We start from the raw sequence: 16,290 nt of genomic DNA, 5'->3' as shown, positions 1-16,290 counted from the left end.
GCATTGTAACAGCAGGTTCCTGCAGGCGCTTAGGCTGAATTATCGGGCATAACGATCAAAAAGTTTGATAACACCCGGCCATTGCAGATCCCTGTGGGAGCGAGCCTGCTCGCGAAGGCGTCGGCAGATTCAATCTCTGTGTTGCCTGACCCAGCGCTTTCGCGAGCAGGCTCGCTCCCACAGGGGGGCAGTGCTGGACACAAGATCTGTACTCAGTTCGACTCGAATGGATACGGCTGCTTCCACTTTTCGAACACCGGCTTCAGTTCGCCGCTCTTCACCAACTGTTCCATGCGCTTGTCGAACAGCGCCATCAACGTCCGTGCCTGCGGCGTGTCGGCGAAGCACAGATACAGCGGCAGTTCGGCGATGTGGGTCTTGCGAAACTGCGTCGGATCCTTGGCCCGGCCGACCACGTAATCGATTTCGGTCTGCGCATCGATGTAATAGTCAGCGCGGTTGTGGGTCAGCATCGACAGGATCCCGGTGCGCCGAATGACCTCGTTGTAGCTTTTCACATTGGGCAAATAATTCTGATAGTCGTAGCCACGCACCCATGCCAATCGATAGCTACCCAGGGTTTCCGGCGTCGGTGCCGGGTTGCTGGCAAGGCCCAGGGCGTAGATGTGGTCGGTGTCGAAGTTCCAGCGCGGGTACAGCAGGTCGCTGGCCTCGTCTTTATACGAACCGACGCAGGCATCGACTTCGCCGCGCTCGGCCAGACCGACGGAGCGCGTATAAGGCTCGGTGCGGATATCCAGCTTCACCCCGGCCGGCTCGAACACCTTGCGCAGCACGTCCCAGCCCAGGCCATGGCCGTCGGCGGCGGTGTAGTCTTCCCAGTCTTCGCTGGCCAGATGGATGACCGCAGGCGTCGGCGCGGCTTCCTGCGCACTGGCGACAGTGCCCAGCAAGGTAAAAAACACCAGCGCCAGCCAGCGTCGAGCCATCCTTAGTCTCCTCACTGAAGCCGGACAATCCGGATCAGGCGAAAATCCACACCAGCCCCTGCATCGCCAGCCAGGCGAACACACCGGCCAGCACGTCGTCGAGCATGATCCCGACGCCACCGTGGACGTGCCGGTCGATCCAGCGAATCGGCCACGGCTTGAGAATGTCGAAGAAGCGGAACATCAGGAACCCGGCAAGCAACCAGTACCAGCCTTCCGGCACCAGCCACAAGGTGATCCACATTCCGACCATCTCGTCCCAGACGATGCCTTCGTGGTCGTGTACCCGCAGATCATCGGCAACCTTGCCGCACAGCCAGAAGCCGAACAGCATGGTGATGCCAAGCATCAGCCAGTAACCCCAGTCGGGCAACATCTGCCATAACGGGATAAAGGGTAGCGCAACTAACGAACCCCACGTGCCCGGCGCTTTCGGCAAGGTGCCGGAACCGAAGCCGAACGCGAGAAAATGCCAGGGATTGCGCCAGACCGACGGCGGAACGAATTCGGCCGGAACCTGTTTCGGGTGATCTGTCACGGTGTCTCCTGAAAATGTTGATAGCCCCGGATTTGCGGGGTGATGTCGTGTCCTTCGCGATCCAGCAGCACCACACCCTGGCCCTGCGTCACCCGCCCGATCACATGGATCGGCCAGCCATCGGCCAGCAGCGCCGGCAACTCGACGGACGGTAGCGTGAAGGCCAGCACGTAGTCATCGCCGCCGCTCAATGCCGCACGCTCCGCGCCGCGCTGGCCGAGAAACGCCACTAAAGCGTTCGACAGCGGTACGCGCTCGCGTTCAACTTCTAGGCGCATCTGCGACGCCAGCGCGATATGTCCGCAGTCGGCGAGCAGACCATCGGAGATATCCAGCGCCGAAGTGGCTTTGCCACGCAATGCCTGACCGAGGGCCAACTGTGGCTGTGGCGACCAGTAATGATCGAGCAAGGGCTGGGCGATCTCCGCTTCGGCTTCACGCTGGCCGAGCACCAGCGGCAAGGCGCCAGCGGCATTGCCCAACTCGCCGCCGACGCACAGCAGATCCCCCGCTTGCGCACCGCTGCGGGTCAACGCCTGGCCGGCCGGAACCCGACCGAACACCGTGACCGTCAGGCTCAACGGCCCACGGGTGGTGTCGCCGCCGACCAGCGCAATGCCGCAGCTCTGCGCCATACGGTTCAAACCGCGGGCATAGGCTTGCAGCCAATCGGCAGTCACCGTCGGCACAGTCAGGGCAAGGGTAAAGGCAACGGGCGTGGCGCCCATGGCGGCCAGATCGCTGACCGCGACGGCCAGCGAGCGCTGACCGAGCAGAAACGGATCGCAGGGATCGGCGAAATGCACGCCGGCCACCAGCGTATCGGTGGAGATCGCCAACTGTTCCCCGGGGGGAACCGCCAGCAAGGCGCAGTCGTCGCCGATCCCCAGTGCAACGCCCTCGCCGCCCTGCGCACAAGGCGCGGCGGCGAAGAAATTGCGGATCAGCTCAAACTCGCCCATTGCGATATCAAGCGCTGATCAGCGCTTGAACGCCTTGACTTCAGCTTCACGCAGGCGCGGAGCCAGCTTGTCGAGTACGCCGTTGACGAACTTGTGGCCGTCGGTCGAACCGAAGACTTTCGCCAGCTCAATACCTTCGTTGATCACAACGCGGTACGGCACATCGACGCGCTTGAGCAGTTCCCAGGTGGACAGGCGCAGAACCGCCAGTTCAACCGGGTCCAGCTCTTCGATTTCGATGTCCAGGCAAGGCTTGAGGGCGTTGTCGATTTCGGTGCGGCTTGCCGGAACCCCGTGCAGGATTTCGCGGAAATACGCGCCATCGACATCGGTGAAATCGTTATCAACGCGGAACTGCGCTTCGATCTCGTTCAGCGACTGCTTGGCCATGTGCAATTGGTACAGAGCCTGAGTCGCGAGCTGACGGGCTTCACGACGCTTGACGCTTTTCGATGGCTTGCCGGCATCCGCAGGTTTCGGATCGCGCGGGTTGAAACGATCGCTATCGTCGCTAATCACTTGGCCTCCAACTGCGCCAGCAGGCTGACCATTTCCAGAGCGGACAGGGCAGCTTCAGCACCTTTGTTGCCGGCCTTGGTGCCGGAACGCTCGATGGCTTGCTCGATGGAATCGACGGTCAGGACGCCGAAAGCGACCGGTACGCCGAATTCCATGGACACCTGGGCCAGGCCCTTGGTGCACTCGCCTGCCACGTATTCGAAGTGCGGGGTGCCGCCACGAATGACCGCGCCGAGGGCGATGATGGCTGCGAATTCACCTTTCTGGGCGACTTTCTGCGCAACCAGCGGGATTTCGAAGGCGCCAGGTGCGCGGATGATGGTGATGTCGCTTTCGCTCACGCCGTGGCGAACCAGGGCATCAACTGCACCGCTGACCAGGCTTTCAACCACGAAGCTGTTGAAACGGCCCACTACCAGAGCGTAGCGGCCTTTAGGGGCGATGAAGGTACCTTCGATGGTCTTCAGGGTCATTCGTCAGTTCTCTTAAAGAGCCGGGACGCGTCTCGTACGCATCCCTCAGTGATATTAGCTGTGGCGAGGGGATTTATCCCCGATGGACTGCGTAGCAGTCCCAAAACAGGGGCTGCTGCGCAGCCGTCGGGGATGAATCCCCTCACCACAAGAATCCATGTCAACAATGCCGAAAACGACCGGTCATTATTCGGAGGGCACGTATTCTACAACTTCCAGATCGAAACCGGATATCGCATTAAATTTCATCGGTGCCGACATCAGGCGCATTTTGCGTACACCGAGGTCACGCAGGATCTGCGAACCGGCACCGACGATGCTGTAGGTGGTCGGTTTTTTCGGCGCTGCCTGCTCACCGGTTTCGCGGATGTGCGCCAGCAGCACGTCGCCGTCCAGCGGGTGACCAAGCAACAGCACCACACCGCTGCCGGCCTCGGCCACCGCGGCCATGGCGGCGCGCAGGCTCCAGCGGCCCGGTTGCTTGACCATCAACAGGTCGCGCAGCGGGTCCATGTTGTGCACGCGAACCAGGGTCGGCTCTTCGGCGCAAACGGTGCCCAGCGTGAGGGCCATGTGCACGTCACCTTCCACCGAATCACGATAGGTCACCAGGTTGAATTGGCCCAGTTCGCTGTCCAGCGGCTGCTCGGCAATCCGCTGAACGGTACGTTCGTGGATCATCCGGTAGTGAATCAGGTCGGCAATGGTGCCGATCTTGATGTTGTGTTCGGCAGCGAAAGCTTCCAGTTCGGCGCGGCGGGACATGGTGCCGTCGTCGTTCATCACTTCGCAGATCACGCCGCTCGGCTCGAAACCGGCCATGCGCGCCAGGTCGCACGCGGCTTCGGTGTGGCCGGCGCGCGCGAGGGTGCCGCCGGCCTGAGCCATCAGCGGGAAGATGTGCCCCGGGCTGACGATGTCTTCAGCCTTGGCGTCTCTGGCGGCGGCCGCTTGCACGGTGCGCGCACGGTCGGCGGCGGAGATCCCGGTGGTGACGCCTTCGGCGGCTTCGATCGACACGGTGAACTTGGTGCCGAAACCGGAACCGTTGCGTGGGGCCATCAGTGGCAGCTTCAACAGCTCGCAGCGCTCGCGGCTCATCGGCATGCAGATCAGGCCACGGGCGTGCTTGGCCATGAAGTTGATGTGCTCGGCCTGGCAGCATTCGGCGGCCATGATCAGGTCGCCTTCGTTCTCGCGGTCTTCGTCATCCATGAGGATGACCATCTTGCCTTGGCGGATGTCTTCAACCAGTTCTTCGATGCTATTGAGCGCCACAAGGCACCCCCTTCAGTCAGGATTTGAGGTAGCCGTTGGCGGCCAGAAAGCTTTCAGTGATCGTGCCGCCAGCGCTCGGCTCTGCGGCCTTGTCGCCCAAGAGCAAACGCTCCAGATAACGCGCCAGCAAGTCGACTTCCAGATTCACCCGACGACCTGGCTTGTAGGACGCCATGATGGTTTCGCTCAGGGTGTGCGGAATGATCGTCAGCAGGAACTCGGCGCCATCGACCGCGTTCACGGTCAGGCTGGTGCCGTCGACGGTGACCGAACCTTTATGGGCGATGTATTTGGCCAGTTCTTTCGGCGCGCGGATGCGAAATTCCACGGCGCGGGCATTGTCGCTGCGCGACACCACTTCGCCGACACCGTCGACGTGGCCGCTGACCAGATGCCCGCCGAGACGGGTGGTCGGGGTCAGGGCTTTTTCCAGATTGACCGGGCTGCCGCTTTTCAGGTCATTCATGGCGGTGCAGTCCAGTGTTTCGCGGCTGACGTCGGCGGCAAAGCCGTCGCCCGGCAGTTCAACGGCGGTCAGGCACACGCCGTTGACGGCGATGCTGTCGCCGAGCTTGACATCGCTCAGGTCGAGCTTGCCGGTTGCGACGTGCACCCGTACATCACCGCCCTTGGGGGTCAGTGCACGGATACTGCCGATGGATTCGATGATGCCGGTAAACATGGGGTTCTCCTTGAGAACGAAGCCAGCGCTAAGGCGATGGCCGGGAATTATACGCTCGCCGAACGGACCGGCGTCGCAGTGACTCGCCAGTCATCGCCAACCGCGCGGATTTCAGTGATTTTCAGCTCCGCAGCGTCCTTCATATAGGCCAACGGCCAGTCCAGCAACGGCCGTGCCGAGGAGCCGAGGAACTTGCCGGCAATGAAGATCACGAACTCGTCGACCAGACCGAGCTGGGCAAAGGCGCCGGCCAGTCGTGGCCCGGCCTCGACCAGCACTTCATTGACGCCACGGCCGGCCAGTTCGATCAGCAGTTGATGCAGATCGACCTGACCGTCATCACCCGGCACGATCAGGCATTCCGGGCCGTTGGCGTATTGCTCTTCGACCGCCATGCAGGTGGCGACCAGCGCCGGACCGGCCTTGAAGAACGGCGCATCCAACGGCACCCGCAGGCGCCCGTCGATCAGCACCCGCAGCGGGGGACGGCTCATGGCCAAGGCAGTTTGCTCGGCATCCAGGCCCAACTCGTCGGCGCGCACGGTCAAGCGAGCGCCATCGGCCAGCACCGTGTCGGCACCGGTCAGCACCACGCTGGCCTGGGCGCGCAGCCGCTGCACCGCCGAACGGGCGGCCGGGCCGGTGATCCATTGGCTCTCGCCGCTGTCCATCGCCGTGCGACCGTCGAGGCTCATGGCCAACTTGACCCGCACGAACGGCAGGCCATGTTCCATACGCTTAAGGAAACCTTGATTGAGTTTGCGCGCCTCAGCCTCCAGCACACCGCTTTCAGTCGCGATCCCGGCATCGGCCAGACGCTGCAAGCCTCGCCCGGCAACTTGCGGGTTCGGATCACGCATCGCCGCAACCACCCGGCCCAGCCCGGCATTCACCAGCGCGTCGGCGCACGGCGGCGTACGACCATGGTGGCTGCACGGCTCAAGGGTGACGTAAGCCGTCGCGCCCCGGGCCAGTTCACCGGCAGCGCGCAAGGCATGGACTTCAGCGTGGGGTTCGCCGGCCCGCTCATGAAAGCCTTCGCCGACAATCTGCCCATCGCGTACGATCACGCAGCCAACGCGAGGATTGGGGTGCGTGGTGTAGTGGCCCTTGCGCGCCAGTTCCAGCGCGCGGGCCATGAAGTGAGCGTCGAGGATGGCCTGCTCGGCGGCGCGGGTCATTCTTTCACCGGTTCGCGGGCGAGGCGGTCGATCTCTTCGCGGAACTCGTTGAGGTCCTGGAAGCGGCGATACACCGAAGCGAAACGGATGTAGGCCACTTCATCGAGCTTTTGCAGTTCGGCCATCACCAGTTCGCCGACCACGAGGGATTTGACCTCGCGCTCGCCGGTGGCGCGCAGCTTGTGCTTGATGTGAACCAGAGAGGATTCGAGGCGCTCGACGCTCACCGGACGTTTCTCCAGGGCGCGTTGCATGCCGGCGCGGAGTTTTTCTTCGTCGAACGGTTGGCGGCTGCCGTCGGTTTTGATCAGGCGCGGCAACACCAGTTCGGCCGTCTCGAACGTCGTGAAACGTTCGCCGCAGGCCAGGCATTCACGCCGGCGGCGCACCTGTTCGCCCTCGGCGACCAGACGCGAGTCGATGACCTTGGTGTCGTTGGCACCGCAGAAGGGACAGTGCATGGTGGCTGGCAACAAAAAAAGGGAGGGCCATGGTAGCGCATCCCGGTGGCAAGACAAGCCATAGGGTTTGCGGTATACAGACTGCCATGATCGTTTGATCCATGGATTTCATTTTGCTGGAGCTGCCAATGCCGCTACGACCGCTCGTTTTGCTCAGTCTTTTCGCCCTGCTGGTGGCCTGCGGCAGCGATAAACCCAAGCCGCAGCCGCCGACGCCAGGACCGGCGCCGCAACAGGCGCAGAAAAAAGCCAAAGAGGCAGCCGACCTTGGACCGCTGCCAGCTTATCAACGGGAGCTGAGCGGCACCTTGCAAGGCGTGCCGGCCGGGGCCGAAGTCGAACTGGCGCTGCTGGTGATCGACGAGAAGTCGCGCCCGCAACACCTGCTCGCCAGTTCCAGCCTGATCGGCAACAACCAGATCCTGCCGTTTCGCCTGCGCTTCAACCCGGACGCTTTTCCGGCCGGTGCGCGGGTTGAGTTGCGCGGTCGTGCCACGCAGTCGGGCCAGTTGATCCTGCACCTGCCGTCGCAAACCATCACTCAGCCAACCACTCAGGCGCTGGGCCAGCTGCAATTTGTCAAAGCACCATGACGGCACCGCTCGACCTGCAACACGCGCTGGGTGAATTGCTCGGTGATGCCCGGCTCAAGGCCTGTGCATTGCCGGGCACCGACTTGCAGCTGTGGCTGATCGACGGCGACAACATGCACCGCGAGTTCAGCCCCGACGAAACCCGGCGCATCCTCCATGAGCCGCCTTACTGGAGCTTTTGCTGGGCCAGCGGTCTGGCGGTGGCGCGGTATCTGGCCGAATTCCCGGAATGGGTGCGTGGCAAACGGGTTCTGGATTTCGGCGCCGGCTCCGGGATTGCCGGGATTGCTGCGGTGAAGGCCGGGGCGCTGGAAGTGGTGGCCTGTGATTTCGATCCACTGGCAATTGCCGCTTGCCGGGCCAATGCTGAACTCAATGATCTGCAGATGAGCTATTCGACGGACTTCTTCGCCGAGGCTGATCGCTTCGATCTGATTCTGGTGGCGGACGTGCTCTACGACCGCGAGAACCTGCCGCTGCTCGATGCGTTTCTCAGCCGTGGCCGCGAGGCGCTGGTGGCGGATTCGCGGGTTCGCGATTTTCGTCATCCGTTGTATCAGCGCATCGAAATGCTTGAGGCGATGACTTTGCCGGATCTGGCGGAGCCGGAAGAATTCAGACATGTCAGCCTTTACCATGCGCGGCGTGACTAGAAGCTTCGCGAGCAGGCTCGCTCCCACAAGGGGTTGGTGAACGCCATAGATCCAATGTGGGAGCGAGCCTGCTCGCGAAAGCGTCCTGCCAGGCGACACAATGCTCAAACCTGCACCGCTTCCGGCCACACCCCGCCAAGCCGTATAGTTGCCCCATCCACGCTTTTACGAGATCCCCCATGAGTCAGCAAACGCCGTACATCTTCGACGCCACGACTGCCGATTTCGACCAGTCGGTGATCGAAGCTTCTTTCAACAAACCGGTGCTGGTGGATTTCTGGGCCGAGTGGTGTGCGCCGTGCAAGGCGTTGATGCCGATGCTGCAAGGCATTGCCGAGAGCTATCAGGGCGAGCTGCTGCTGGCCAAGGTCAACTGCGACATCGAGCAGGACATCGTGGCCCGCTTCGGCATTCGCAGCCTGCCGACCGTAGTGCTGTTCAAGGACGGTCAACCGGTCGACGGTTTTGCCGGTGCACAACCGGAATCCGCCGTGCGCGCCCTGCTCGAACCGCATGTACAGATGCCGCCACCGGCCGCCGCCGACCCGTTCGAACAGGCGCAAGCGCTGTTTGACGATGGCCGTTACGCCGATGCCGAAGCGGCGCTGGTGGTGATGCTCAACGAAGACAACAGCAACGCCAAGGCGCTGATCCTGTACGCCCGCTGCCTGACCGAGCGCGGCGAACTGGGCGAAGCGCAAACCGTACTCGACGCAGTCAAGAGCGATGAGCACAAGGCTTCACTGGCCGGTGCCAAGGCGCAGATCAAGTTCCTCGGCCTGGCCCGTGACCTGCCGGATGCCGCTGACCTCAAGGCGCGTCTGGCACAGAACCCACAGGACGACGAAGCGGTGTATCAACTGGCGATCCAGCAACTGGCGCGTCAGCAATACGAGGCGGCGCTGGAGGCCTTGCTCAAGCTGTTCATCCGCAATCGCAGCTACGGCGAAGGCTTGCCGCACAAGACTCTGCTGCAGGTGTTCGAACTGCTGGGCAACGATCATCCGCTGGTGACCGCTTACCGCCGTAAAGTGTTCGCTGCGCTTTATTAAGATCAAAAGATCGCAGCCTGCGGCAGCTCCTACAGGCTCCGTGTTCATCCGCAAAACGGGTGACGCATCGCCCCATGTAGGAGCTGCCGCAGGCTGCGATCGTTTGCGGCTCACTCGATCCAGCTGTAGAGCGGCGTATCGCCGCCGCTCGCCACTTTCACTTGCGAGCTGTGGCGCAAGCGCACCAGCAGCCGTTTGCCCGCTGCCGCGCTGCCGGTCAAACCCTCAAGCTGCTCCAGCAGGTCCGGCCCGCTGAGCTGTCCGGCCTTGCGCAACAGGTCCTGCGCAACTTGCCACACGGCATCGTCCTGATTCTGCGGTTTCGCTGTTGGCGTCAGCGATGCCGCTGGCGACTGCTCGCTCTGCGACTGCGCCCCCAGCGCTGCGCCGAGCTTCGCCCAATCGCTGTCATCCAGTTCCACCGTCAAATCCACCGGCATCGCGCCGACGGTTCCGCGTATCCGCAACATCTGCTTCGCTCCTGCACATTTCTGACCTGCATGCTCCCACGGGACTTGTGCAACGCCAAGCAGGCGGGCAAACTCTGCGGACTTTCGTTATAAGATTACATAACAAACTCTTCACTTTACTTTCCGGAGACCGCCATGCGTCGTCTGCTGCTCGCTTTGCCGTTTGCCCTGTTGCCGCTGGCCATCGCCCACGCCGCCGATGAGCACGATCATGACCACGAGCACGGCAGCCTCGGCGCCCATGAGCATGGCGTTGGCCGCTTGAACGCCGCACTCGACGGCCAGACCCTGGAGCTGGAACTGGAAAGCCCGGCGATGAACCTGGTCGGCTTCGAACACGCCGCCACCACCGACGCCGACAAAGCCAAGGTCGTGGCCGCTCGCACGAAACTGGAGAACCCGCTGGCGCTGTTCAACCTGCCCGCCGCCGCGGGTTGCAAAGTAGCCAGCCAGGAACTGGAAAGCCCGCTGTTCGGCGACAAGCCGGCCGCCGAAGATCACGACGACGATGAAGCGGACAAGGACGGTCACGAGCATCACCACGATCACAGCGAAATCCACGCGCACTATCAATTCAGCTGCGCAGCCCCGGGTGCTCTGAAGACGCTCGACTTGGCGAACATCTTCAATACCTTCCCGGCGACCCAGAAAATTCAGGTACAACTGATCGGCCCGAGCGGCCAGCAAGGTACGGAAGTCACGGCCAAGGCGGCTGCCCTGAAATTCTGATTGTCTGAAAATCTCCTGTAGGAGCTGCCGAAGGCTGCGACCTTTTGATCCTGATCTTTTTAGAAGCAAGATCAAAAGATCGCAGCCTTCGGCAGCTCCTACAGGGGTTTGTGTTCAACTCTTGAAACTGGCGCCATGACCCAAGCACTCATCGAACTGTCCGACCTGGGCTTCAACTGGCCCGGCCACCCGCCGCTGCTGGACATCCCGGCGTTTCGCCTGGAACCAGGCGAAACCCTGTTCCTCAAAGGTCCCAGCGGCAGTGGCAAGACCACCCTGCTCGGCCTGCTCGGCGGGGTGCAGAAACCCGGGCGCGGCAGCATTCGCCTGCTCGGCCAGGAGCTGACCGAACTCGGTGCCGGCGCCCGCGACCGCTTTCGTGTCGATCACACCGGCTACATCTTCCAGCAGTTCAACCTGCTGCCGTTTCTCTCGGTGCGCGAGAACGTCGAGTTGCCCTGCCACTTCTCCAAACTGCGCGCTGAACGGGCGAAACAGCGTCACGGCAGCGTCGATCAGGCTGCCGCCACCCTGCTTGCCCACTTGGGTCTGAAGGACGAAAGCCTCCTCGGTCGTCGTGCCGACTCGCTGTCGATCGGTCAGCAGCAACGGGTCGCCGCCGCCCGTGCCTTGATCGGCCAACCGGAACTGGTGATCGCCGACGAACCGACCTCGGCACTGGATTACGACGCCCGGGAAAACTTCATTCGCCTGCTGTTCGCCGAATGCCGCGAGGCCGGCTCGAGCCTGTTGTTCGTCAGCCACGACCAGAGCCTGGCGCCGCTGTTCGACCGTCACCTGTCCCTGGCCGAGCTCAATCGCGCCGCCACGTCTGCCGAGGTCTGAGATGTATCTGTTTCGTCTGGCCATGGCCAGCCTGGCCAACCGCCGCTTCACCGCCCTGCTCACCGCGTTCGCCATTGCTTTGTCGGTGTGCCTGCTGCTCGCCGTCGAGCGCGTGCGCACCGAGGCCAAGGCCAGCTTCGCCAGCACCATCAGCGGCACCGACCTGATCGTCGGCGCTCGCTCAGGTTCGGTGAACCTGCTGCTGTACTCGGTGTTCCGCATCGGCAACGCCACCAACAACATCCGCTGGGACAGCTTCGAACACTTCGCCAGCAACCCGAAAGTGAAGTGGGCGATCCCGATGTCCCTCGGTGACTCGCACCGCGGTTACCGGGTGATGGGCACCACCGAGGCGTATTTCGAGCATTACCAGTACGGTCGCCAGCAGCACCTGGAACTGGCTGATGGTCGGGCGTTTGCCACCGACCCATTCGAAGTGGTGCTCGGCGCCGAAGTGGCCGAGGCGCTGCACTACAAGCTCGGCGACCAACTGGTGCTGGCCCACGGCGTGGCAGCGATCAGCCTGGTCAAGCACGACGACAAACCGTTCACCGTGGTCGGCATTCTCAAACGCACCGGCACCCCGGTGGACCGCACGTTGCACATCAGCCTCGGCGGCATGGAAGCGATTCACATCGACTGGCACAACGGCGTGCCGGCCCGGGGCAACGGGCGCATCACGGCGGACCAGGCGCGCAACATGGACCTGACGCCCCAGGCGATCACCGCGTTCATGCTCGGCCTCAACAGCAAGATTTCCACTTTCGCCCTGCAACGCGAAATCAACGAATACCGCGGCGAGCCAATGCTGGCGATCCTGCCGGGGGTGGCTTTGCAGGAGTTGTGGAGCCTGATGAGCACCGCGGAAAAAGCGCTGTTCGTGGTCTCGCTGTTCGTGGTGCTGACCGGGTTGATCGGCATGCTCACGGCGATTCTCACCAGCCTCAACGAGCGTCGCCGCGAGATGGCGATTCTGCGTTCGGTCGGTGCGCGGCCGTGGCACATCGCAAGCCTGCTGGTGCTGGAAGCCTTCGCTCTGGCGCTGACCGGGGTGATCGCCGGGCTGGCGTTGCTGTACATCGGTATCGCCGCGGCGCAGGGTTACGTGCAGGCCAATTACGGGCTGTATCTGCCGTTGGCGTGGCCGAGCGAGTATGAATGGACGCTGCTCGGTGGCATTCTGGCGGCCGCGCTGCTGATGGGCAGCGTGCCGGCCTGGCGCGCGTATCGCCAATCCCTGGCCGATGGCCTGTCGATCCGTTTATGAGGATGTTCACCATGCCCCGCGCCGTGCTTGCGCTGCTGTTGCTGGTTGCCCTGCCTGTGTGGGCAGCGGCGCCGAAAGACCTGACCTGGTCGGAGATGATCCCGCCGGACGCCGCGCCGGAAGTGCCGAACATGACGCCATTGCACGACCTGTCGAAGATGGGCGACGCGCTCTCGGCAGAGTCGGCGCCAGCGGCAAAACAGGACATGCCGAATGCGCCAGTGGTGCAGAGCCTGGACGGCCAGAACATTCGCCTGCCGGGGTACATCGTGCCGCTGGAAGTCAACGAAGAGGGGCGCACCACGGACTTTCTGTTGGTGCCGTACTTCGGCGCCTGCATCCACGTGCCGCCACCGCCGTCGAATCAGATCGTGCATGTAAAAAGCGAGCTGGGGGTGAAGCTCGACGAGCTGTATCAGCCGTACTGGGTGGAGGGACCGTTGCAGGTCAAGGCGTCCACCAGCGAACTGGCCGACGCCGGGTATCAGATGGCGGCGGACAAGATTTATGTGTATGAGCTGCCGGAGTAAATTCCGGCAGTTTTAAAGTCAAAAAGATCGCAGCCTTCGGCAGCTCCTACAGGGAATCGCATTTCAACTGTTGGAGCTGCCGAAGGCTGCGATCTTTCAGGGCCATCACTGTTTCATTGAGCTGAGTCAAAAGACCGTATCAGTTGGCTTCATACCATAGGGCATCAGACATTTTTAACGTCCTTTTGGAGCTCCCATGAACAAGTCCTTGCTCAGCGCTTCGCTGTTTGCTCTCGCGCTCGCAGCCCCGCTCGCCCACGCCCACGAGGCCGGCGACATCATCGTTCGCGCCGGTGCGATCACCGTCAACCCGAAGGCCGACAGCTCCAGCGTCAAGGTCGATCAGGGTCCGCTGAGCGGCACCAACCTGGGCGGCAAGGCGACCATGAGCAGCGACACCCAACTGGGTCTGAACTTCGCCTACATGCTGACCAACAACATCGGTATCGAGCTGCTGGCCGCGTCCCCGTTCGAGCATGACGTGAAGATCAAAGGCACCGCGCTGTCAGCCGCCAACGGCAAACTCGGCACCCTGAAACACCTGCCGCCCACCCTCAGCGTCGTCTACTACCCGCTGGAAGCGACGTCGCCATTCCAGCCGTACATCGGCGGCGGCATCAACTACACCTGGATCTACGACGAGCACGTCGGCAGCGAAGCCCAGTCCAACGGCTTCAGCAACTTCAAGGCGAAAAACTCCTGGGGTCTGGCCTGGCAGGTCGGCGCCGACTACATGCTGACCGACAACATCATGCTCAACGCCCAGGTGCGCTACATCGACATCAACACCCGCGCCACCGTCGAGAACAACGCCGTGGCTCCGGGCACCCGTGCCAAAGTGAATGTTGATGTCGATCCATTTGTGTACATGGTGGGTCTGGGCTACAAGTTCTAAGCAACACTCGAACATTCGCGTGGTGGTGAATGAGGCTTTGGGTGAGCAGGCTTGGAACTGACGACGATCACTTCGTGATCGATCGGGGATAAATCCCCTCGCCACAGGATTAGCGACAAATTCCGGCCGTGAAAAAGGCGCCTGTAAAAAGGCGCCTTTTTCACGTCTGCCCCAAACTCACCTTCCGAGCAATCGCGCCAGCCCGACGCGCATCGGCGTCGGCTCCGGCAGGGTGAAACGCTCGAGCAAACGCCGGTTGTTCGCCCGCGAATGACGGATGTCACCGGAGCGCGCCGGACCGTAGCTGACCGGAGGCAGTTCGCCGACCACTTCTTGCAGCGCTTGCAGCATCTGCTTGAGGTTCATCGCCTGATTCCAGCCGACGTTCATCGCGCCGACCTCCACTTCAGGCTTGTCGATCGCCTGCACCAGCACATCGACCAGATCTTCGACGTAGAGGAAATCGCGGGTCTGCTCGCCATCGCCGAACACGGTGATCGGCAAGCCTTTCTGCGCCCGCTCACTGAAGATGCTGATGACCCCGGAGTACGGCGAGGACGGATCCTGGCGTGGACCGAAGATGTTGAAGAAGCGGAAGATCACCGGCTCCAGACCATGCTGGCGACGGTAGAAGTCGAAGTAATGCTCGCCGGCCAGTTTGTCCGAGGCATACGGGGTCAGCGGGGCCTTTGGCGTGTCTTCGTCGATCGACTCACCTTCGCCGTTATTGCCGTACACCGCTGCGCTCGACGCGTAGAGCACGCGCTTGACCCCGGCCAGGCGCATGGCTTCGCAGACATTCAGGGTGCCGATGAAATTGCTCTGGTGCGTCTTTACCGGATCGTCCACCGAAGCCTGCACCGAAGCCACCGCCGCCAGATGCGCCACCGCGCTGCAACCCTGCATCGCGTGCGCGACCAGCGCGGCATCGGCAACGTCACCGACGATCAGCTCGACCTTCGGGTTGTCCAACGGAAGGTTCGCGCGTTTGCCGGTCGACAGATCATCGAGAATCCGCACCGAATGGCCCGTGGCGAGCAACGCATCCGTCAGGTGCGAGCCGATGAAACCGGCGCCACCGGTGATTAAAACGGGGCCTTCAGCCATGACGATAAAACCTATCCAGTAAAGCCGGGAGTGCGGCACGCCAGGCGCGCGGTTTGATCCCGAAAGTGTGCAGAATTTTCTTGCAGGCGAGCACCGCGTGCTGCGGTTCCTCGGCGGCGTCCGGCCGCGCGGCGTGCGCCTGGGCGGTGGGGGCTTCGATCGCCAGCGCATGCAGATTGCGCGCTTCAGTCAAAATCGCCTGGCCCAGCGCCAGCGGTGTGGTCGCCTCGTGGCCGGCGTAATGGTAGGTGCCCCACAGCGGCGCCGCACAATCGAGTTGCTTGAGCACCGAAATGATCACCCGCGCCGCGTCATCCACCGGGGTCGGATTGCCCCGGCGATCATCGGCCATCAGCAATTCGTCCGGTTGTTCGGCGCGGGCGAGGAAGCGCCCGAGGGTGCCTTCAGGGCTGTCATCGAGCAGCCAGCCGAAGCGCACCAGCACGTGTTGCGGGCAGGTGGCGCGAACACTTTGCTCGATCCGCCACAGCGCCTGACCGCGCAGGCCCAGCGGCACCGGCTCGTCTTTTTCGCTGTAGGCGGTTGCCCGCGAACCGTCGAACACCCGGTAACTGGACGGCTGCACGAGAATGATGTTGTGGTGCTGGCACAGTTCGGCCAGGCGCTCGATGGCACGTTCCTGGCCGGCCAGACGGCTTTCGCTGACGGTTTCGGCCTGGAACCAGTCGAAATAATAGGCGAGGTTGATCAACGCATCCGGACGGGTGTCGTCGAGCAGTTGCGTCAGGCTCGCGGCATCCCAGCCGTTTTCTGGCGGGCGGGGGGCGAGGAAACCGATGTCTTCCTCCGCACCGAGGCGAATCAGCGCCTGCCCAAGGGCATTTCCGCCGCCCAGTAACATAAGGCGCATTCGCATAGAGTCAGCAGGCCCAGTCTGATTGGAACGATGGCTTTAACGACGGTGCTGGTGGCACCGTCATCGATAATTGCCGGAATCGTTGCATTTTGCGGGTTTAGTGCGCAACCGTCACCCGTAAAGTGTAGATCCCCGGATTTAGGCTGTGGCAACTGACCTCATCGCTGGCAAGCCAGCTCCCGCAGGGTTCAGCGTTGATCGCCGAACTCGTGCATCACAAAAATCAC

Annotated in this window: 20 protein-coding genes; 8 read left to right on the top strand and 12 right to left on the bottom strand. The window is 62.5% G+C overall.

Annotated elements, in window-relative coordinates:
• Positions 1–212 precede the first annotated feature (212 nt).
• The 9 genes from HBN98_RS25850 to nrdR all read right to left on the bottom strand — a co-directional run bounded on the left by HBN98_RS25850 (position 213) and on the right by nrdR (position 7,044).
• Complete coding sequence (locus HBN98_RS25850) at positions 213–950, bottom strand: substrate-binding periplasmic protein (RefSeq protein ID WP_083367798.1); 738 nt, start codon at positions 948–950, stop codon at positions 213–215.
• A 34-nt stretch (positions 951–984) separates the two neighbouring features.
• The gene (locus tag HBN98_RS25845; protein WP_003228639.1) at positions 985–1,488 is read right to left on the bottom strand and encodes a phosphatidylglycerophosphatase A family protein; all 504 of its coding nucleotides are present in this window, start codon (positions 1,486–1,488) and stop codon (positions 985–987) included.
• A complete protein-coding gene (gene thiL / locus HBN98_RS25840) occupies positions 1,485–2,450 on the bottom strand; it encodes a thiamine-phosphate kinase (protein ID WP_083367797.1) in 966 nt (321 codons plus the stop codon). The genes HBN98_RS25845 and thiL overlap by 4 nt, the downstream gene beginning before the upstream one ends.
• 18 nt (positions 2,451–2,468) lie before the next feature.
• Complete coding sequence (gene nusB, locus HBN98_RS25835; protein ID WP_083367796.1) at positions 2,469–2,969, bottom strand: transcription antitermination factor NusB; 501 nt, start codon at positions 2,967–2,969, stop codon at positions 2,469–2,471.
• The gene (gene ribH, locus HBN98_RS25830) at positions 2,966–3,442 is read right to left on the bottom strand and encodes a 6,7-dimethyl-8-ribityllumazine synthase (protein WP_003228649.1); all 477 of its coding nucleotides are present in this window, start codon (positions 3,440–3,442) and stop codon (positions 2,966–2,968) included. The genes nusB and ribH overlap by 4 nt, the downstream gene beginning before the upstream one ends.
• 186 nt (positions 3,443–3,628) lie before the next feature.
• Positions 3,629–4,720: a bifunctional 3,4-dihydroxy-2-butanone-4-phosphate synthase/GTP cyclohydrolase II gene (gene ribBA, locus HBN98_RS25825; RefSeq protein WP_083367795.1), complete on the bottom strand. Its 1,092-nt coding sequence runs from the start codon at positions 4,718–4,720 to the stop codon at positions 3,629–3,631.
• A 16-nt stretch (positions 4,721–4,736) separates the two neighbouring features.
• Positions 4,737–5,402 (bottom strand): riboflavin synthase, encoded by a 666-nt coding sequence (locus tag HBN98_RS25820; RefSeq protein ID WP_083367794.1) that lies wholly within the window; start codon positions 5,400–5,402, stop codon positions 4,737–4,739.
• A gap of 47 nt (positions 5,403–5,449) precedes the next feature.
• On the bottom strand, positions 5,450–6,583 hold the full coding sequence (gene ribD / locus HBN98_RS25815) for a bifunctional diaminohydroxyphosphoribosylaminopyrimidine deaminase/5-amino-6-(5-phosphoribosylamino)uracil reductase RibD (RefSeq protein ID WP_083367793.1): 1,134 nt from the start codon (positions 6,581–6,583) through the stop codon (positions 5,450–5,452).
• The gene (gene nrdR, locus HBN98_RS25810; RefSeq protein ID WP_003228656.1) at positions 6,580–7,044 is read right to left on the bottom strand and encodes a transcriptional regulator NrdR; all 465 of its coding nucleotides are present in this window, start codon (positions 7,042–7,044) and stop codon (positions 6,580–6,582) included. The genes ribD and nrdR overlap by 4 nt, the downstream gene beginning before the upstream one ends.
• Positions 7,045–7,172: 128 nt before the next feature.
• Between nrdR and HBN98_RS25805 the strand changes: the two genes are divergently transcribed.
• The 3 genes from HBN98_RS25805 to trxA all read left to right on the top strand — a co-directional run bounded on the left by HBN98_RS25805 (position 7,173) and on the right by trxA (position 9,342).
• Positions 7,173–7,637 carry a YbaY family lipoprotein gene (locus HBN98_RS25805; protein WP_083369396.1) on the top strand — a complete coding sequence of 155 codons (465 nt, stop codon included), beginning with the start codon at positions 7,173–7,175 and terminating at the stop codon, positions 7,635–7,637.
• Positions 7,634–8,290 (top strand): class I SAM-dependent methyltransferase, encoded by a 657-nt coding sequence (locus tag HBN98_RS25800; RefSeq protein WP_083367792.1) that lies wholly within the window; start codon positions 7,634–7,636, stop codon positions 8,288–8,290. Before HBN98_RS25805 ends, HBN98_RS25800 begins: the two co-directional genes overlap by 4 nt.
• Before the next feature lie 179 nt (positions 8,291–8,469).
• Positions 8,470–9,342 carry a thioredoxin gene (gene trxA / locus HBN98_RS25795; protein ID WP_083367791.1) on the top strand — a complete coding sequence of 291 codons (873 nt, stop codon included), beginning with the start codon at positions 8,470–8,472 and terminating at the stop codon, positions 9,340–9,342.
• 110 nt (positions 9,343–9,452) lie between these two features.
• On the opposite strand, the gene HBN98_RS25790 is transcribed toward trxA, so the two are convergent.
• Positions 9,453–9,812 (bottom strand): hypothetical protein, encoded by a 360-nt coding sequence (locus HBN98_RS25790; protein ID WP_083367790.1) that lies wholly within the window; start codon positions 9,810–9,812, stop codon positions 9,453–9,455.
• A gap of 135 nt (positions 9,813–9,947) precedes the next feature.
• Here HBN98_RS25790 and HBN98_RS25785 point away from each other — a divergent pair, with 135 nt between their 5' ends.
• The 5 genes from HBN98_RS25785 (at position 9,948) to HBN98_RS25765 (ending at position 14,079) form a co-directional block, all read left to right on the top strand.
• On the top strand, positions 9,948–10,541 hold the full coding sequence (locus tag HBN98_RS25785; protein ID WP_083367789.1) for a DUF2796 domain-containing protein: 594 nt from the start codon (positions 9,948–9,950) through the stop codon (positions 10,539–10,541).
• Positions 10,542–10,676: 135 nt separating this feature from the next.
• Positions 10,677–11,387 carry an ABC transporter ATP-binding protein gene (locus HBN98_RS25780; protein WP_064589440.1) on the top strand — a complete coding sequence of 237 codons (711 nt, stop codon included), beginning with the start codon at positions 10,677–10,679 and terminating at the stop codon, positions 11,385–11,387.
• 1 nt (position 11,388) lies between these two features.
• The gene (locus HBN98_RS25775) at positions 11,389–12,654 is read left to right on the top strand and encodes an ABC transporter permease (RefSeq protein WP_064589441.1); all 1,266 of its coding nucleotides are present in this window, start codon (positions 11,389–11,391) and stop codon (positions 12,652–12,654) included.
• An 11-nt stretch (positions 12,655–12,665) separates the two neighbouring features.
• On the top strand, positions 12,666–13,184 hold the full coding sequence (locus tag HBN98_RS25770; protein WP_047296927.1) for a DUF3299 domain-containing protein: 519 nt from the start codon (positions 12,666–12,668) through the stop codon (positions 13,182–13,184).
• A gap of 196 nt (positions 13,185–13,380) precedes the next feature.
• A complete protein-coding gene (locus HBN98_RS25765) occupies positions 13,381–14,079 on the top strand; it encodes an OmpW/AlkL family protein (protein WP_064589442.1) in 699 nt (232 codons plus the stop codon).
• Positions 14,080–14,256: 177 nt separating this feature from the next.
• On the opposite strand, the gene HBN98_RS25760 is transcribed toward HBN98_RS25765, so the two are convergent.
• Complete coding sequence (locus HBN98_RS25760) at positions 14,257–15,186, bottom strand: NAD-dependent epimerase/dehydratase family protein (RefSeq protein WP_083367788.1); 930 nt, start codon at positions 15,184–15,186, stop codon at positions 14,257–14,259.
• The gene (locus tag HBN98_RS25755) at positions 15,179–16,063 is read right to left on the bottom strand and encodes a sugar nucleotide-binding protein (RefSeq protein ID WP_064589444.1); all 885 of its coding nucleotides are present in this window, start codon (positions 16,061–16,063) and stop codon (positions 15,179–15,181) included. The genes HBN98_RS25760 and HBN98_RS25755 overlap by 8 nt, the downstream gene beginning before the upstream one ends.
• Between the last annotated feature and the right edge of the window lie 227 nt (positions 16,064–16,290).

Origin of the sequence: Pseudomonas koreensis (genome assembly GCF_012986595.1) — a bacterium.
Classification (GTDB): Bacteria; Pseudomonadota; Gammaproteobacteria; order Pseudomonadales; family Pseudomonadaceae; genus Aquipseudomonas; species Aquipseudomonas koreensis.
This window is presented reverse-complemented; position numbering and strand designations above follow the sequence as displayed.

Excerpts from the sequence above, each read along its gene's own strand:
- HBN98_RS25800 (WP_083367792.1), top strand. The coding sequence starts at position 7,634 with ATGACGGCACCGCTCGACCTGCAACACGCGCTGGGTGAATTGCTCGGT.
- nrdR (WP_003228656.1), bottom strand. The coding sequence starts at position 7,044 with ATGCACTGTCCCTTCTGCGGTGCCAACGACACCAAGGTCATCGACTCG.
- trxA (WP_083367791.1), top strand. The coding sequence starts at position 8,470 with ATGAGTCAGCAAACGCCGTACATCTTCGACGCCACGACTGCCGATTTC.
- ribD (WP_083367793.1), bottom strand. The coding sequence starts at position 6,583 with ATGACCCGCGCCGCCGAGCAGGCCATCCTCGACGCTCACTTCATGGCC.
- ribH (WP_003228649.1), bottom strand. The coding sequence starts at position 3,442 with ATGACCCTGAAGACCATCGAAGGTACCTTCATCGCCCCTAAAGGCCGC.
- HBN98_RS25820 (WP_083367794.1), bottom strand. The coding sequence starts at position 5,402 with ATGTTTACCGGCATCATCGAATCCATCGGCAGTATCCGTGCACTGACC.
- HBN98_RS25775 (WP_064589441.1), top strand. The coding sequence starts at position 11,389 with ATGTATCTGTTTCGTCTGGCCATGGCCAGCCTGGCCAACCGCCGCTTC.
- HBN98_RS25760 (WP_083367788.1), bottom strand. The coding sequence starts at position 15,186 with ATGGCTGAAGGCCCCGTTTTAATCACCGGTGGCGCCGGTTTCATCGGC.
- HBN98_RS25770 (WP_047296927.1), top strand. The coding sequence starts at position 12,666 with ATGCCCCGCGCCGTGCTTGCGCTGCTGTTGCTGGTTGCCCTGCCTGTG.
- HBN98_RS25765 (WP_064589442.1), top strand. The coding sequence starts at position 13,381 with ATGAACAAGTCCTTGCTCAGCGCTTCGCTGTTTGCTCTCGCGCTCGCA.
- HBN98_RS25805 (WP_083369396.1), top strand. The coding sequence starts at position 7,173 with ATGCCGCTACGACCGCTCGTTTTGCTCAGTCTTTTCGCCCTGCTGGTG.
- HBN98_RS25780 (WP_064589440.1), top strand. The coding sequence starts at position 10,677 with ATGACCCAAGCACTCATCGAACTGTCCGACCTGGGCTTCAACTGGCCC.
- thiL (WP_083367797.1), bottom strand. The coding sequence starts at position 2,450 with ATGGGCGAGTTTGAGCTGATCCGCAATTTCTTCGCCGCCGCGCCTTGT.
- HBN98_RS25785 (WP_083367789.1), top strand. The coding sequence starts at position 9,948 with ATGCGTCGTCTGCTGCTCGCTTTGCCGTTTGCCCTGTTGCCGCTGGCC.
- HBN98_RS25850 (WP_083367798.1), bottom strand. The coding sequence starts at position 950 with ATGGCTCGACGCTGGCTGGCGCTGGTGTTTTTTACCTTGCTGGGCACT.
- HBN98_RS25790 (WP_083367790.1), bottom strand. The coding sequence starts at position 9,812 with ATGTTGCGGATACGCGGAACCGTCGGCGCGATGCCGGTGGATTTGACG.
- HBN98_RS25755 (WP_064589444.1), bottom strand. The coding sequence starts at position 16,063 with ATGCGAATGCGCCTTATGTTACTGGGCGGCGGAAATGCCCTTGGGCAG.